This window comes from Acinetobacter sp. WU_MDCI_Abxd143 (assembly GCF_025514195.1).
GTDB classification, from domain to species: Bacteria; Pseudomonadota; Gammaproteobacteria; order Pseudomonadales; family Moraxellaceae; genus Acinetobacter; species Acinetobacter pittii_H.
Window position 1 is genome coordinate 386,555 of the sequence record NZ_JAHPTH010000003.1, and the last position, 16,238, is coordinate 402,792.

16 protein-coding genes and 3 pseudogenes are annotated in these 16,238 nt (G+C 40.1%); 6 read left to right on the forward strand and 13 right to left on the reverse strand.

The window, feature by feature from the left end:
* Positions 1–228 precede the first annotated feature (228 nt).
* Together KTI79_RS09895 and KTI79_RS09900 are read right to left on the reverse strand one after the other, a co-directional pair.
* Positions 229–349, reverse strand: a pseudogene (locus tag KTI79_RS09895) (hypothetical protein).
* A gap of 87 nt (positions 350–436) precedes the next feature.
* Positions 437–1,075, reverse strand: a complete 639-nt coding sequence (locus tag KTI79_RS09900; protein ID WP_032053654.1) for a LysE family translocator — start codon at positions 1,073–1,075, stop codon at positions 437–439.
* A gap of 91 nt (positions 1,076–1,166) precedes the next feature.
* Here KTI79_RS09900 and KTI79_RS09905 point away from each other — a divergent pair, with 91 nt between their 5' ends.
* On the forward strand, positions 1,167–2,102 hold the full coding sequence (locus KTI79_RS09905; RefSeq protein ID WP_032053653.1) for a LysR family transcriptional regulator: 936 nt from the start codon (positions 1,167–1,169) through the stop codon (positions 2,100–2,102).
* A 75-nt stretch (positions 2,103–2,177) separates the two neighbouring features.
* Complete coding sequence (locus tag KTI79_RS09910; RefSeq protein ID WP_079284148.1) at positions 2,178–2,297, forward strand: hypothetical protein; 120 nt, start codon at positions 2,178–2,180, stop codon at positions 2,295–2,297.
* A gap of 50 nt (positions 2,298–2,347) precedes the next feature.
* Here the strand turns inward: KTI79_RS09910 and KTI79_RS09915 are convergent, their stop codons facing one another.
* From KTI79_RS09915 to KTI79_RS09935, 5 genes are all read right to left on the reverse strand, one after another.
* Positions 2,348–3,214: a cysteine ABC transporter substrate-binding protein gene (locus tag KTI79_RS09915; RefSeq protein WP_032053652.1), complete on the reverse strand. Its 867-nt coding sequence runs from the start codon at positions 3,212–3,214 to the stop codon at positions 2,348–2,350.
* Positions 3,215–3,297: 83 nt separating this feature from the next.
* Complete coding sequence (locus KTI79_RS09920) at positions 3,298–4,158, reverse strand: transporter substrate-binding domain-containing protein (RefSeq protein ID WP_086376102.1); 861 nt, start codon at positions 4,156–4,158, stop codon at positions 3,298–3,300.
* Between the two features lie 30 nt (positions 4,159–4,188).
* On the reverse strand, positions 4,189–4,920 hold the full coding sequence (locus KTI79_RS09925; RefSeq protein WP_001130360.1) for an amino acid ABC transporter ATP-binding protein: 732 nt from the start codon (positions 4,918–4,920) through the stop codon (positions 4,189–4,191).
* Positions 4,921–4,922: 2 nt separating this feature from the next.
* The gene (locus tag KTI79_RS09930; RefSeq protein ID WP_086376103.1) at positions 4,923–5,588 is read right to left on the reverse strand and encodes an amino acid ABC transporter permease; all 666 of its coding nucleotides are present in this window, start codon (positions 5,586–5,588) and stop codon (positions 4,923–4,925) included.
* The gene (locus KTI79_RS09935) at positions 5,578–6,237 is read right to left on the reverse strand and encodes an amino acid ABC transporter permease (RefSeq protein ID WP_001104469.1); all 660 of its coding nucleotides are present in this window, start codon (positions 6,235–6,237) and stop codon (positions 5,578–5,580) included. Before KTI79_RS09935 ends, KTI79_RS09930 begins: the two co-directional genes overlap by 11 nt.
* 64 nt (positions 6,238–6,301) lie before the next feature.
* Between KTI79_RS09935 and KTI79_RS09940 the strand changes: the two are divergent.
* A pseudogene (locus tag KTI79_RS09940) lies at positions 6,302–6,412 on the forward strand (hypothetical protein); the annotation flags it as partial.
* Positions 6,413–6,523: 111 nt separating this feature from the next.
* Here KTI79_RS09940 and KTI79_RS09945 read toward each other — a convergent pair.
* The 3 genes from KTI79_RS09945 to KTI79_RS09955 all read right to left on the reverse strand — a co-directional run bounded on the left by KTI79_RS09945 (position 6,524) and on the right by KTI79_RS09955 (position 11,372).
* The gene (locus KTI79_RS09945; RefSeq protein ID WP_086376104.1) at positions 6,524–6,808 is read right to left on the reverse strand and encodes a GNAT family N-acetyltransferase; all 285 of its coding nucleotides are present in this window, start codon (positions 6,806–6,808) and stop codon (positions 6,524–6,526) included.
* Positions 6,809–6,951: 143 nt separating this feature from the next.
* A complete protein-coding gene (locus KTI79_RS09950; protein WP_032053650.1) occupies positions 6,952–7,911 on the reverse strand; it encodes a response regulator transcription factor in 960 nt (319 codons plus the stop codon).
* Positions 7,908–11,372, reverse strand: a complete 3,465-nt coding sequence (locus tag KTI79_RS09955) for an ATP-binding protein (protein ID WP_086376105.1) — start codon at positions 11,370–11,372, stop codon at positions 7,908–7,910. Before KTI79_RS09955 ends, KTI79_RS09950 begins: the two co-directional genes overlap by 4 nt.
* Positions 11,373–11,567: 195 nt before the next feature.
* Between KTI79_RS09955 and KTI79_RS09960 the strand changes: the two genes are divergently transcribed.
* Positions 11,568–13,184: a purine-cytosine permease family protein gene (locus KTI79_RS09960; RefSeq protein ID WP_032053647.1), complete on the forward strand. Its 1,617-nt coding sequence runs from the start codon at positions 11,568–11,570 to the stop codon at positions 13,182–13,184.
* A 65-nt stretch (positions 13,185–13,249) separates the two neighbouring features.
* Here the strand turns inward: KTI79_RS09960 and KTI79_RS09965 are convergent, their stop codons facing one another.
* Complete coding sequence (locus KTI79_RS09965) at positions 13,250–13,705, reverse strand: Lrp/AsnC family transcriptional regulator (protein ID WP_000376214.1); 456 nt, start codon at positions 13,703–13,705, stop codon at positions 13,250–13,252.
* A 156-nt stretch (positions 13,706–13,861) separates the two neighbouring features.
* Between KTI79_RS09965 and KTI79_RS09970 the strand changes: the two genes are divergently transcribed.
* A complete protein-coding gene (locus KTI79_RS09970) occupies positions 13,862–14,473 on the forward strand; it encodes a LysE family translocator (protein WP_032053646.1) in 612 nt (203 codons plus the stop codon).
* 70 nt (positions 14,474–14,543) lie between these two features.
* Here KTI79_RS09970 and KTI79_RS09975 read toward each other — a convergent pair whose 3' ends face one another.
* On the reverse strand, positions 14,544–15,155 hold the full coding sequence (locus KTI79_RS09975) for a LexA family protein (protein ID WP_032053644.1): 612 nt from the start codon (positions 15,153–15,155) through the stop codon (positions 14,544–14,546).
* 286 nt (positions 15,156–15,441) lie between these two features.
* Between KTI79_RS09975 and KTI79_RS09980 the strand changes: the two genes are divergently transcribed.
* Positions 15,442–15,675, forward strand: a complete 234-nt coding sequence (locus KTI79_RS09980) for a hypothetical protein (RefSeq protein WP_032053643.1) — start codon at positions 15,442–15,444, stop codon at positions 15,673–15,675.
* Between the two features lie 62 nt (positions 15,676–15,737).
* Here KTI79_RS09980 and KTI79_RS09985 read toward each other — a convergent pair.
* A pseudogene (locus KTI79_RS09985) lies at positions 15,738–16,238 on the reverse strand (stress-induced protein); the annotation flags it as partial.

Here is a 16,238-nt window from a genome sequence, read left to right on the forward strand (position 1 = left end):
TACTTTGGTTTCGCCCAAAGTAAGCAAAAGCATTTTCATCTACAAAACCTGTCCTATTCTTATATCTAATCAATATCTCGCAGAAACATAAACTATTTAATACCACACAGGTTGCAGATGGTTTTAGCTCGAATTAAAAGTCATCAATAGTTCGGACAACTCAAAGTGGTTATCACGGCGGAGTCTTATTATTTTAAATTAGATTTCTAGGTTAGCCTTCGGCTCGAGCTAAGAGTCATCTACAGCCTGCCCATAATTTATAAAGATAATGTTTTTGCAATATTTTTTGATAGATGGAAACAGTGAACAGGTTCTGTAGATGACAAAGTTTTTTGGTTACTTTTTCCAAAAAAGTAACAGAATTAGCTACTTTCTTCCGATGAATAAACGATAAGACTCCGTCGCGACAGTCCATCCACTTATAAATAAAACCAACTTAATTAAGCAATCCCCAAATCAATCTCAATGCAATTCCAATTAATAACACTCCCATCACCCGCTCAAAATAAACTCCAAATTCTAAAAACCGTTTACGTACAATAGGCTGAGCAAACAGTACACTCACCACCATAAACCAAATGGCATTGACCATACACATCCACACACCATAAAAAACCTGAACTTTCATTGGTGTGGTCGTACTTACAATCGTCGTAAAAATTGCCAGAAAAAAGATAGTGGCTTTTGGGTTTAACGCATTGGTAAGAAAACCCATTGTAAACGCTTTAAGTAAACTCGGAGTGTCACTGTCTGCTTGGCCATTAATCTCAATATTGGTATTCGGCTGGCTACGTAAGCACTGCCATCCTAAATACACTAAGTAAGCCGCCCCCGCTGTTCTGATCAGTGACATAAGCCATTCACTTTGCTGAATCAAAAAGCCAATACCAACCAGTGTATAAAACACATGGACTGAAATTCCGACACCAATACCAATTGCAGTCAGACATCCAATCAAATAACCATAACGTACACTTTGTCTTACCGTAATCACAAAATCTGGTCCCGGTAAAATCACCGCCATAAAGTGAATAAGAGCTAGCGTTAAAAACTCATGTCCATACAACTGCCACATAACAATTTAGTTTCCTGAAAAACAACTAAAAGATTGTATTGCGATTTTTTAGACGCGATAATCCAGTCAAAATCCAAATAACTTTTGCCTCATGAGCACAAATCAAAGTCTGATTCTGTTAAATGAAATGGCGACTTTCGTTAAGGTTGTCGAGTCAGAAAGTTTTTCTGAAACTGCCCGCCAGCTTGGTACAACACCTTCTGCTGTGAGCCGCGCGATTGCCCGTTTAGAACGTGCTTTAGGCACCCGCTTGCTCTATCGGACTACACGGAAACTTCGTTTAAGTGAAAGTGGACAACATGTCTATCAACGCTGTTTAGATATGGTGAATGCGGCACAAGCAGTCATGGAAAGTTCGGGGCAATTTCATGTTGAACCCGAAGGTATTATTCGCATGAGTGTTCCTAAAGCCGTGGGGCATTTTATGATTCACCCACATTTACCCGAGTTTTTAGAACGCTACCCGAAAATTGATATTCAAATGCTTTTAGAAGATCGCTATGTAGATCTCATTGATGATGGAGTTGATCTAGCACTTCGAATTACAGAGCAACCACCGGGTGGCCTTATGGGTCGAAAGCTGATTGATATTGATCACTTGGTTTGTGCTACGCCTGAATATTTGGCCAAGCATGGCACACCAAACCATCCGCATGATTTAAAGCAGCATGAATGTATTTACTTAGGTGAACAAGCCAGTGACTCAAAATGGAAATTTCAACAAGGAAATAAATCCATCAGTGTGGCTGTGCGTGGGCGTTATGCTGCAAACCATACCGGTGTGCGTTTGAGTGCTGCATTACAGCATTTAGGTATTGCGAGCTTGCCGTACTTCGTTGCACGCCATGCACTACAACAAGGTACCTTAGTTCAGGTTTTACCAGATTGGTATTTTAAAACCTATTATAGTGGCGGGCTGTGGTTACTCTACCCACCGACACGGCATGTCCCGCCTAAATTGAGTGTGTTGATTCAATATTTGGCAGATAAACTAGCAGTAGAGCCGACTTTATTTAAATTAAAGTAATATAAAGTCAAAGAATTAGCACGATGGACTCCTACCTTTTAACCTCTAAAGCACTCAGCTAATTCTGTTACTTTTTTGGAAAAAGTAACCAAAAAACTTTCTCATCTACAGAACCTGACCACTGTTTCCATCTATAAAAAATATTGCAAAAACATTATCTTTATAAATTATGGACAGGCTGTAGATGAATCTTAGCTCGAGTACGTACTATCTAGAGTTCTAATCTTTAGAAGTTATGAGTATGATTACTCAACTAATAGATCTTTTGGATTAATCGTATCGCCATAGACTGGTTTTAAGGTTTTTTCATAAGCCTGATGAATCACGCCTTCTTTCGCCAGTTTCTCTAAATCTTGATTCAACCAGTCCAGCAACTCTTTATTACCTTTTTTCACTGCTGGTGCAATTAAGTCCTGCTCACCTAAATTGGTAATGCCAACGGTGTAATTTGGATTTTCTTTAGCCCAAGCTAAAACCAGCAAGTTATCATGGGCAAGCGCAGCACCACGTCCATCTTTTAAAGCATCAAAAGTTTCAGTGTTTTGCTCATATTTTTGTAATTTAATCTCAGGATGAGTCTTGGTGAAGAATGAATCAGCCGTTGTACCTTTGTTTACCAATAAAGTTTTATCTTTAAGTTGAGCCACATCAGTAATCGGATGACTTTTTGGAGAAACCACACCTAATGCCACTTTTAAATAAGGCTTAGCAAAATCGACCACTTCTTTACGTTCTGGTGTAATGGTAAAGTTGGCAAAAATAATATCTACTTTATTGGCTTTTAAATATTCGACACGGTTCGCAGCTTCAGTTAAAACAAACTCAACTTTGTTTTCATCACCCAGCAGATCTTTAGCGACATGCTTGGCAATCTCTACATCAAAGCCTTTGTTTTTACCTTGAGCATCTAAATATCCAAACGGCGGTTTATCACTAAATACACCAATTCGTACCACGCCATTCTTTTTGATCTGTTCAATACTCGACACAGTTTGTGTGGTATCTGCTGTTTTTTCAGTAGACTGAGTTCCTTTGTCACATGCAACTAAACCTAAACTCAGCAAAGAGGCAGCTAAAATATGTTTCACGTTTTGAAATGTTAATGTTGTCATTATTTCACCCTATCGTTCTTGTAAAAGTCTTATTTAAAAATAGCAGCGCCTACTGCTAGACACTGCCTCAGCCATATCAAAAATTATTGGTCTACATCTAAAAACACATTTGGATTGACCGAGACACCATAAATTGGCTTCAAGGTTTCATCATAAATTTTCTTAATTTCACCGCTTGTTCTGAGCTGCTTAATTTCAGTATTGAGCCAATTCAATAATTGGGTATTGCCCTTTTTAACTGCTGGTGCAATAAACTCTTGATCACCAATAGATTGAATACCTGCAACATAACTTGGGTTCTTCGCGGCCCATGCCAAAGCATAGGTACTATCTTGTGAAATTGCGTCACCACGACCGTCGGTTAAAGCTTTGAAGGCATCCGAGTTTCTTTCAAACTTGAGTAAATTCACTTTTGGATAATGCTTGGTAAAATAGGTATCCGAACTTGTGCCTTTATTTACAATTAAAGTTTTACCTTCTAATTGAGCAATGTCAGTAATTGGCTTGGCTTTAGGCGAGACAATCCCAAAAACCCCTTTTAAATAAGGCTCGGCAAAATCGACAACTTCCTTACGTTCAGGGGTTACCGTAAATGTCGCGAACACCACATCGGCACGATTTGATTTTAAAAACTCCACCCGATTTGAAGCTTCAGTCACAATAAACTCAACTTTCTTTTCATCACCGAGCAAATCTTTAGTCACCCGTTTTGCTAAAGCCACATCAAAGCCCTGATTATTACCTGCACTATCTACATAACCAAACGGCGGATCATCGGCAAAAACGGCAACTCGTAGAACTCCATTTTTTTTGACTTGCTCTAAAGAATGGTCTGCTTGAGCATTATTTGCCTGTTCAGTTGATGGCGTTTTACTACATGCAGTTAATAACACCCCAGCAACGGCAAGACTGCTTAATATTTTTATTGAATTACGTTTAAACATTCACTTCCTCATGATTCAAATAATAAAAATTTAGTACGACAAAATATTTAGAAAGGCTTTCGCTCGTTCTGTTTTTGGCTGTTCAAAAAATTCTTCTGGTGAAGCCTGTTCAATAATCTTGCCCTTATCCATAAAAATAATGCGGTCGGCAACCTTGCGTGCAAAGGACATCTCATGTGTCACAATCAGCATCGTCATTCCTTCATTCGCTAACTTGAGTACCACATCAAGCACTTCCCTGACCATTTCCGGATCAAGCGCAGCGGTAATTTCATCAAGTAAAATGACTTTAGGTTGCATGACCAGTGAACGCACAATAGCGATACGCTGCTTTTGTCCACCTGAAAGCTGTCGTGGATAATCGAGTTTTCGCTCAAACAGTCCAACTCGCTTTAATAGCTCATCTGCGACTTGTTCAGCTTCATCACGGTGGCGTTTTTGTACTTTGAGTGGTCCGAGCAAAATATTGTCAATGACGTTCATATGCCCAAATAGCTCATAGTTCTGAAAAACCATGCCAATTTTTTGACGAGCATTAGTCCAGTCCACGTCTTTACCAAGCACACCTGAGCCAGTTAAACGAATTTCGCCACCCTGAATTGGTTCTAAGCCGTTAATACAGCGCAATAAGGTACTTTTACCGCAGCCCGATGGGCCTAAAATAACAACCACCTCTCCTTGTTCTACATCCAGATCAATGCCCTGTAAAATATGACTTTGTGCAAATGATTTCTGTAATTGTTGTATCGATAACAAAGGCATAATTACTCCCAGACCTTTTCTAAATGTGCCGCCAAACGAGATAAGGGATAGCAAATCAGAAAATACAAAATAAAAATAAAGCCATAAATCCAAAGAGAAGCGCTCGGCACTGTCAACAGCGAGTTTTCAATAATTTGCTGGCCAACTTTAATGACCTCAACCACACCAATCAGGACTGCCAAAGAGCTGGTTTTCACCATTCGAGTAAATAAATTAATCGCGCCTGGCGTTACTCGTTTTAGACTTTGCGGGAAAATGACATAGATCAAAGCTTGAACATGCGTAAGTCCGAGCGCATAGGCCGAATCGCGTTGATGCTGATCAATTGAAGTAATAGCTGCACGAACCAAATCGCCCATTTCTACCGTACCCCACAAAACAAATACAACAATACACACCCACATTGCGGAAAATTGCCAGTTAAACCATGTCGCAAAACCGAAATAAAACACAAACAGCAAAACTAAAATTGGAATGATTCGAATGGCTTCTAAATACAGGCGGCACAGCGCTTTAACGACTATATTTTTAGAAGTCATAATGACGCCGAAAACTGTGCCGAAAATTGCAGAGAAAAACACCGAAATAAAAGCAATTTTTGCCGTTGCCCAAAGTCCCCACATTAAACGTTCGAGGTGACTCACTTGAAATAGATAATCAAGTTCCATGGCTCACCTTCCGACTTCTGTGCTCCAGATAACTGGTTAAAATAGACACAGGCAATAAAATAATCAGATAAGCCATGATGAGTAAAAACAAAGCTTCCGTAGTTTTATAGTCCATGCCAATTAAGTCTTTAGTGACAAAAAGCAGTTCAACGACAGCAATGGCACTCACCACAGAACTTTCTTTAATTAGAAATAGGCAATTTGCGCCTATTGCCGGAATTGAAATGGCAAGCGCTTGAGGGAAAATGACATATCTAAAAATTTGAATCGGTTGTAGACCAATACTTTTTGCAGAGTCAATCTGCCCTTTGGCCACAGATTGCAAACCTGCTCGGAAAGCTTCGGCCATATAGCTTCCACCTAAAAAAGTCAGTCCGATCACACCGCAAGTGAAACCATCGATTTTGATACCGAGTTTTGGCAAACCGTAATACAAAAAGAACAGTTGAATTAATAAAGGGGTATTTCGAGATAACTCAATATAGAACTGGGCAATTCTATTTAGCACCCGCACGCGATATGTGATTAAAATGCTGCAAATCAGCCCTACAATAATCGCCAAAATAATGCTGATAATTGAGATTTTCAGCGTGGTCAAAGTTGCAGAGAAAAATTGCGGCAACACACTATGGATATACTGCCAGTTCAAGGAAAATTCCAACAAATAATATTAAAACGTTATAAATATTTAGCTTTCATCAGCCATTAAATATTTGTGTAACGAGTTTATTTTTTTCCCAATTGGTCTAAAACTATTTTTATTAGATAAGCTTTTCTATAAGTTTGATAAATTCGATCTGGCAATCGAAAACCTTCAAATCAGTTGGATACAACTGCTTAAAACATGTTCACTAAAGCAAAGATGAGTAATAAAACCAATAAAAAAAATCGGACACCAACACCCGATTTTTATTAAATGATTTTCAATTTATTGCTTATTTTCTAAGTACGTCACCAATGCTTGGGTCTTTATCAAAAACCGATTTAGCATATGGGCAAAGCGGAATTACTTTTACGTCTTTTTCACGAACAAAAGCTACCAAAGCATCAAGTAATTGGCGACCTACACCTTGTCCAAGATAATTTTCGTTTACATCTGTGGCATCAATAATTAGCATGCTTTCGCCTGCCCATGTATAAGTCATTTCACCTGCAACGGTTTCACCATCAAGTAAGCTAAAGCTGCCGTGTTTTGTATCATCTTTTTGTTGAATATTCACAATGAATTCCTCATATTACAAATCGTATTTATTTAAAAATGACTTTGTATAATCTTTATCTATAAGAACAAATTTAACTGTAAAAAAATAGCCTATTTTTAGCAGTGAGTCTGTATGCTTTTTAAATACAATCTTCATTTAAATTAGTGAAACTCTTGTACCAGACTATTAATGTGTGCCACAGCAGCAGTTCGGTTTTCAACACAAAGTTTTTCAAAAATATGCTCTAAATGCTTGTTTACCGTCCGTGGACTCAGCTCCAAGATTTCTGCAATATCTTTATTGGTTTTGCCCAACAACAACCAGTGCATGACTTCTGCCTCACGTTGAGTCAACTGCGGGCAATATTTCAAAATATCAGTCATTTCCAAAGCCGGCGTAGAAGTCTTGATCTGTATCAGATAATTTTTTGCTACGCTTGTTTCAGATTGCCACGGCGTAAGCAATAAAAGCTGTAATTGCTGAGATGGTGTTGAATAAGAACAGCTGGTTAATTTTTTGGAGTCTTTTTCATTTTCTAAGTCTGAAAACCAGGCTTTTAAGCCTGCTTCAAAACCGTCTAATTCAGGTAAATATTGATTCAGTAAATCACTGGCTTTTTGAGTTTTCCAAACAATTTTACCGTGAACATCTAGTGCGAGAATGGCTGTTTCCGTTGCATCAATCACCTGTTTCTGTTGTTGCAATAGTTTGGCATGTGCTAAATGTGTTTTTACCCTTGCTAATACTTCTTCAATATTCAGTGGTTTGGTTACATAGTCCACCCCACCAACCTGAAAACCACGCACAATATGCTCTGTCTCAGATAAACCTGTCATAAAAATAACGGGAATAAACTGCGTAATTGGACTCGCTTTAAGCTGTATGCAACTTTCAAAACCATCCATATGTGGCATATTGCCATCGAGTAAAATCATATCTGGTAAGCATCGATGTGCAATTTCAATGGCACTTAACCCATCGGTTGTGACAAGCACGCGATAACCGGCCTGATCCAGACTTTCATGTAACAAGCCTAGATTTTCCGGCACATCATCCACAATCAGAATAATAGCCTGCTCGTTTAGCGAAGCTTGCTGAAAAGAAACATGTTGCGTACTCATTGCTTATCCTGAATTAATCGTTGCGCGTGTTTTAAATCAAACTTTTGAACAGCCTGTTCAAGCTGTTCCCATAACTCATCATGCTCCGGAAAATTTTGACGGCATTGCGTTAAAGTCTGTTGAATTCCGCGAATATAACCCTGCCCAATTAAATCATTTAATTGCTGCAAGCTTTGCGGTAAATCGAGCAGATCATTATTTTCAGGTTGTGTAATTGATGTATGAACAGTGGCTTGCTCTTGCTTAAACACTTTTACATCCAATGCTTGAACTTCATTATTTTCAAGGTTTGCATCTGATTTGGAATCAATCCACACCAAGCCCAACTTATCTCCAATTTTACTCAGCAACAAATTAAGATCGATTGGTTTTAGCATAAAGTCTTCACTTAAGACTGCATCTTGTGGATTGACTTCGCGCTCGCCTGCATTGGCTGAAATAATTAAGATCGGCACATTGGTAATATTATTCTGACGCAATAATCGTGCTGTTTCCCACCCACCCATCAAAGGCATATTTAAATCCATCAAAATCAAATTAGGTTGGAAAATAGGTACACGTCTTAAACAGTCAATGCCCGACTCGGCTTCTTCAATCATAAATCCTAACGGTTTTAGAAAATTAGCGACTAGGCCTCGGTCCACAGCTTCATTATCGACAACCAAAATTCGTTTTCGTTCGCCTTGATAACCCGTAATTTGGTTGGAGTAGATATTAGAAATTGGATGAACCACTTCTTTTGAAGGTAAATAAAACTTAATCTTAAACTGTGAACCCTGATTGAGCTGACTGGTCACAGATAGCTGGCCACCGAGTAAATCGACCAACAATTTTACAATGGGTAGTCCGAGTCCTGTTCCGGTAAATCCGCCTTGAACCACATTACTGCCCCGTTCAAACGGGTTAAAGATTCGCTCTAAATCTGCCTCGGCAATACCACAGCCCGTATCTCTAATTTCAAAATAAGCCGTTTGAAAACGGTATTCGACTTTTAAAGTAATTGTGCCGCTTGTCGTAAACTTTAAAGCATTGCCCAGTAAATTGATGAGCACTTGCTCTAAGCGTTTTTTGTCGGTACGAACGTAGTGCGGTAAGTTCTCTCCAATTTCATAAACAAACTGTAAATTCTTCTGTTCAAACTGTGGCTGAAACATTTGAATAATCTGTTCAATAAAATTGGGGAAATGAACGTCCACTACATTTAAAGAAATCTTGCCTGTTTCAATGCGTGCTAAATCTAGTAAACCGTCAATGAGTGAAGTCAAATGCTGGCCACTACGGCTAATCACCCCGAGCGCCATTTTGCCTTGTTCCGAAAGCTGCTCTTGTTTTTGAAGCAATTGGCTATAGCCCAAAATACTATTTAGAGGCGTTCGTAATTCGTGGCTAATGCCAATGACATAACGGCTTTTTGCGTCATTTGCCCGCTCCGCTGCTATTCTGGCGTCTTGTAAGTCTTTTGAAGTGACTTCATGGGCAGCAATTTCATCAATCAATAATGTTGTTTGCTGATGCGTTTCGATTTCGGCATTACGTCGGCTTTCATCGTTTAACACTAACCACCATGCTGCAACACTCATCAATAAAAATAAGATGGTGTAAATTTTTACAAACAGCGTGAATAACTGCGGAACGGCTGCGGCATTAATGGTTTCTAAATAGGTTTTTTCTTGGATATAAACCAGACTTAAACTCACTGCCAAAACGATCGACAGCCCTAGAGTCAACAATAGATACAAACTGACCCTGCTATTTAAACGGCTAGCCCAACGTTCTGGTAAATAGTGCCAAATGGCTTTTTTGAGCTGAACTGACCAACGTGCATCGGGTTTACATAAATCGTGACAGCGGGCTTCAAGTGAACAGCATAGAGAGCAAATCGTACCGTTATAGGCTGGGCAGCCCGCCATATCGGCAAGCTCATAGTCCCGTTCACATACCACACAGTTAGCAACCGACGTCGCCTGAATTTTTTCAGGCTGGCGTGCAATGTAATATTTGCCTTTGGTTAAGTAAGCAATAATAGGAACGCATAAAACCGCACTCCCCAAAGCAATGAAACTTGCTAAACCTTTCGCCATGAGACCGAAAAAGCCCAAATAGCTCAGCATCGATAACACTGAAGCGATGAGTAACGCGCCTACACCTACGGGGTTGATGTCATATAAATAAGCACGACGAAATTCAATTCCTTTCGGGCTTAGACCTAAAGGCTTACAAATAATTAAATCGGCAACAACGGCGCCAATCCATGCCAAAGCGATATTGCTATATAGTCCCAAAATGCGTTCAACCGCATGGCTAATTCCCATTTCCATCAAAACAATGGCAATAAACACGTTAAAAAGAAGCCAGACAATTCGCCCCGGATGGCTATGAGTTAAGCGTGCAAAAAAGTTAGACCATGCCAATGAGCCAGCGTAGGCATTGGTCATATTAATTTTAATTTGCGCCAAGCAAACCAGTGCTAGAGTCAATATTAAAGCAAGCTGAGGGTTTGGAATAAATTGTTGATAAGCAACCCAATACAAATAAGTCGGATTATCTAGTTCAGAGACAGGAATAAACAACTGAAAAGCCAACACCATCAGCAGCATGCCCATCAAAACTTTTAAAAATCCGAAAATAATCCATGACGGACCGCCTAAAAAAACGGCAAAACGCCATGCAGTTCTGTTCTTTTCTTTTTGCGGTAAGAAACGTAAATAGTCGGCTTGCTCACCAATTTGGATCACAAATGAAAAAATAAGAGTGCACGCCGCACCAAAGTAATACAGGTTAAAATCGGTCGAGTTTGAAACTGCCCCAACAAAATGCAGGCTACTACTTAAAATTTGTGGTTGTTTCCAAAGTACAAAAAACCACGGTAATAACAGCAATAAAAGCCAGATTGGCTGAGTGATTGCCTGAACTTTATTAATAAAACCAATGCCTTTGACCACTAAAGGCAAAATCACTAAGGCAGAAATTAAGTAACCAATAACTTGCGGAATGCCTAAAGCAAGCTCAAGTGCCATTGCCATAATTGCGGCTTCAAAGGCAAGCAAAATAAAGGTAAAGCTGGCATAAATTAGAGATGTAATGGTCGAGCCAATGTAGCCAAAACCTGCACCACGAGTAAGCAGATCAACATCTACATTATATTTTGCGGCGTAGTAACTAATCGGCCAACTGGTCAAAAATATGATGGTACATACGACAATTGCTGCCCATAACGCATTGCTAAAGCCATACTGCCAAAGCATGGTTGCCCCAATGGCTTCCATCGCCAAAAAGCTAACTGTAGAAATTGCAGTGTTGGTCACCGTCCAAGGCGACCACTTACGTACCGAGGTGGGTGCATAGCGGAGCGCATAATCTTCAATACTTTCATCTGCCACCCAAATATTATATTCACGGCGTGTTTTGATCACACGTTGTGGCGCTTGTTGGGGGCGTGAAGAATCTGGCATAACACTCATGTTTGGCTTGTAGCTGCATTAAACCCAGCAATCCTTATGCCAAAAGTCATTTATCATGGCGATTTTCTCGAATACGCACATATACGCAAAATAACGTATTTTCAATTTTTTCCAAAAATCACACACTCAAAAACATCAAAAAACAATGATCAATATTTGTGTTGATTGACCGAAAATGATTGGGAGATTGATGTTATGAGTGTATCTGAACATCCAAATCTGGACACTGTGCAAGGTGCAGATTCACAAAAAGCAGTGAATGAAACCTTAGAAGATTATACTTTACGTTATGCTCCACACAGCTTTCGGCGCTGGAGTCCCAAAGTTGTTGCTATTACTGCACTTGGTGGTATTGCCTATCTTGCTGACTTTTCTATTGGCGCCAGTATTGGTATGTCTTACGGAACAACCAATGCTGTTTTCTCCATTTTATTTGCAGCGATTATTATCTTCTTAACCGGCATTCCTTTAGCCTACTACGCAGCACGCTATAACATCGACCTTGACTTGATTACCCGCGGTGCAGGTTTTGGTTATATCGGCTCGGTTCTCACCAGTATCATTTTCGCCAGTTTCACATTTATTTTCTTTGCCCTTGAAGGTTCAATCATGGCGCAAGGGTTATTGCTCGGTTTAGGCATTCCGCTTTGGGCAGGTTACCTCATCTCAACCGTTATGGTCATTCCACTCGTCATTTACGGCATGAAAGCCTTAAGTAAATTACAAGTTTGGACCACGCCCCTTTGGCTCATTCTGATGATTGGTCCTGTGGCCTATCTGATTTATCAAGAACCTACCTTAGTCAGCCAATTTGCAACTTTTACAGGTAACGAAGGTTTCGCAACTGTAGACATGGCCGCGATCATGCTGGGTGCTGGTATTTGTTTATCTTTAATCATGCAAATCGGTGAGCAAATTGATTACTTGCGCTTTATGCCTGCAAAAACAAAAGAAAATAGCAAAGCATGGTGGGCTGCAGTTATTTCAGCAGGTCCGGGTTGGGTGATTTTAGGCGCAATCAAACAAATTATCGGGGCATTTTTAGGGTTCTATTTACTTACTAAAATACCGGGTGTAAACAGCACTGAACCTGTTCAACAGTTTAATGCGGCGTTTCATGACATGCTTCCGGGTTGGGCTGCTTTAACACTTGCAGTAATTTTGGTGGTTATTTCTCAAATTAAAATTAATGTGACAAATGCTTACTCTGGTTCCCTTGCATGGACAAGTGCCTACACTCGTATTAGCAAACATTATCCAGGTCGTATTGTGTTTGTGATGGTGAACTTGGCAATTGCACTTGCTTTAATGGAAGGCAACATGTTTGCGGTATTGGGTAAAATCTTAGGGTTCTATTCAAACTTTGCGATTGCATGGGTTGTGGTTGTTGCAACAGACATTTCAATCAACAAATATGTTTTAAAACTTTCACCGAAAGAACCGGAATATCGTCGTGATATGCTCTACAACGTAAACCCTGTCGGTATGGTTGCTTTCCTTGTATCAGCAGGTTTATCGATTGCAGCATTCTTCGGATTATTGGGTAGTTTCCTAGCGCCTTACTCTCCAATTATTGCACTTGTACTTGCCTTTGTATTAACACCAATCATGGGCCTATTAACCAAAGGAAAATACTACATCAAGTCACACGATGACGGCGTTAAAGAACCACGTTACGATGCTGAAGGTACACCAGTAGCAACTGTTTATCACTGCCGCGTATGTGAGCAAGGCTATGAGCGTCCAGATATTATGTTCTCTCACAAACATAACGGTACAATTTGTTCTTTGTGTAAAACACTCGATGCCTAGATGCCTACCCCCTTTTACCAATTAAAAAAAGAAGCTTTAAAGCTTCTTTTTTTATATCTGATGATTTAGCTAATTGGAAATAAACGCTCAGGCACCACATCTTTCATCACAATGGTTGAGATGAGCCGTTGCACACTTGGAATAGCCGATAATTTTTCGTCATATAAACGCTGAAAAGCTGGTAAATCTTTAGCAACAACATGGAGTAAATAGTCAGGTTCACCAAACAAACGCTGCGCCTGAATAATTTGCGGAATCTCAATCACGGCATTTTCAAACTTCTCAACCGCCTGTTTATCGCCTTCTTTAAGCGTAATAAAAACAATCGCTGAAAACTCAAAACCGACTAAGTTTGGGTCGAGTTCTGCCCGATAGCCTTTGATAGCTCCCGACTCTTCTAAAGCCTTCACTCGTCTATGACAAGGTGAAATGCTCAAGCCGACTTTTTCTGCCAATTCAGTAATAGATAATCGGCCATTTAATTGCAATTCAGCAAGAATCTTTTTATCTGTGCGATCCATTTAGAAAAATTTACCCCAAATGAGTGTGATATGAGCAAACATTTAAAAGCACATTCTAAATACATGAGCATATTATTTTCAACAAGCTCGCATAAATAGGGATTTTTTCTAAACCACGAGCGAAACCTTTGGAAAATAGTTTGCCGAGATAAGCTTATGGCTTTTAACATTTTTATTGCATTTTGGAGTGTCTCCATTCTTTTTATTATTACGCCAGGGGCAGACTGGGCCTATGCCATTTCGGCAGGAATTAAGGGCAAAGTCGTTGTACCCGCTGTTGCAGGTATGCTATTTGGACACTTTATTACGATTTTATTAGTAGCGGCTGGTGTTGGCCTGCTTGTAGCAAATAATCCAACTGCACTCATGATCCTAACAATTGCAGGTTCTGCTTATTTGTTATGGATGGGAATAAACTTATTACTTACCCCTCCAACTCCGAACGAGTCTGATTCTGAAAAGGCTCAGTCATGGTTGAGCTGGGCAACCAAAGGCGTTTACGTGAGTGGATTAAACCCGAAAGTTTTTTTGCTCTTCTTAGCCCTGCTTCCTCAATTTATTGACACGACTGCTTCATGGTCCGTAACGACACAGATTCTTGCCTTCGGTGTTGTGCACATGATTAGCTGCGCCATCATTTACTTAATGGTGGGTTATGGTTCAGAAGCTATTTTAAAAACCAGACCACAAGCAGCACAGTTAGTGGGCCGTTTTTCGGGCGGTTTGATGGTTGCTATCGCTACATGTTTATTGATTGGGCAAATTTAAAAGTCATTTAGGAAAAAGTTACTGACTCACTTTTCGGGTCAGTAACTTAAATAATAAATATAAGAAAAATTTATCTCATTCGTTTGAGGTTATACGTCACGACTCCCCAAATCACCAGTTCTTGCCCCTCTTCAATATAAATATTCTGATAATCAGGGTTCTCTGCTTTTAGCCAAACTTTAGGTGGCTGAAATTGTGTATCAATCATTAAGCGCTTAACAGTGAAATCATTGTCGATAAGTGCAATGACAATATCACCCGATTTAGCAGGAATACTACGATCCACAATAAGCGGATCATTAATATCAATTCCAGCATCTAGCATGGATAAAGAGTTGGCTTTGACAATAAACGTGGCATTTTCATTTCTAATTAAATATTCATTTAAATCGAGTGCTTGCTCAATATCATCTTGTGCAGGTGAAGGAAAACCCGCTGCAACACGTTCAGTTGCCAAAGGAATGTGGTAAATTTTATCGTTATTCGGATGCACTGCTTGAACATTAAGTTTTGAGTTAAAGTCGGTCAAGTTATTGGTTTTGACATTATTCAGTAACCAATTTTTGATAAAGTTAACTTGGGACTCAGGAACACGAATGACTTTGGTGGGTTCATTGAACTGTGCTTTACGGCCGGCATTTTCTCGTGCACCACCATGCTCGAACTCTTTTTTCTTGGGCATATCGCCTCCCTTATCACCATTCAAATCCTACACAAACAATGTAACTTGAAAAAGTTACATTTTCAAGTTGACGAAATATTTTTTTTGCATAACAATAAATCTCATGATCAGATTTTAATCCATTTTGTTTTTAACAGGGATGTTTTGAGCGAAATGGCAATTTGAAGAAAATCAAAACCTATTTTGAGATAGTCTTTATCGCTGACTGTTTTTGATTTTTGTCAAATGAGATTCTGAACACTTAACATTCTGGTTAAATTCAGTTTTTGGTATGGAGACATGCGAAATGAAAAATCAACGTGATGCGGTTTTAGGTTATGCAAATGAGCAACATGCTTACTATATCCGTCTCATTGAAAATGAGACGGTTTTAGGTGAAAGCTACGGATTGTTTTGTGAAAATCCAGATAGCGAAGCAGCCGAAAGTATTATGACAACACTTTTTTTGAAAAAATCTTTTTGGTTAAACGGGTCTGAATATCTTGATATTGTAAAAGGCCTACAACCTCTCCCTCAGTAAATACAGTAAGTAAGCTAAAAACAAAGGAGGCAAAAGCCTCCTTTGTTTTTAAAACATTCTGCTTAAGACGTAAAACGTCCGTAGGCATCACGTTTTTGATTACGCGAGTTTTGACCGCGGCCATCATAATCATCGTCGTCATCACGGCTGCGACCACGACCTCGTCCGCTTGAACGGCCACCGCGATCGTCATCATCGTCGTCATCACGGCTGCGGCCACGGCCTCGACCACCTGAGCGGCCACCACGATCATCATCGTCGTCATCACGGCTGCGACCACGACCTCGACCACCTGAGCGGCCACCACGATCGTCATCATCGTCGTCATCACGGCTGCGGCCACGACCTCGACCACCTGAGCGGCCACCGCGATCATCATCGTCGTCGTCATCACGGCTACGACCTCGGCCTCGGCCACCTGAGCGGCCACCGCGATCATCATCATCATCGTCATCACGGCTGCGACCACGACCTCGACCACCTGATCGGCCACCACGATCGTCATCATCGTCGTCATCACGGCTGCGGCCACGACCTCGACCACCTGAGCGGCCACCGCGATC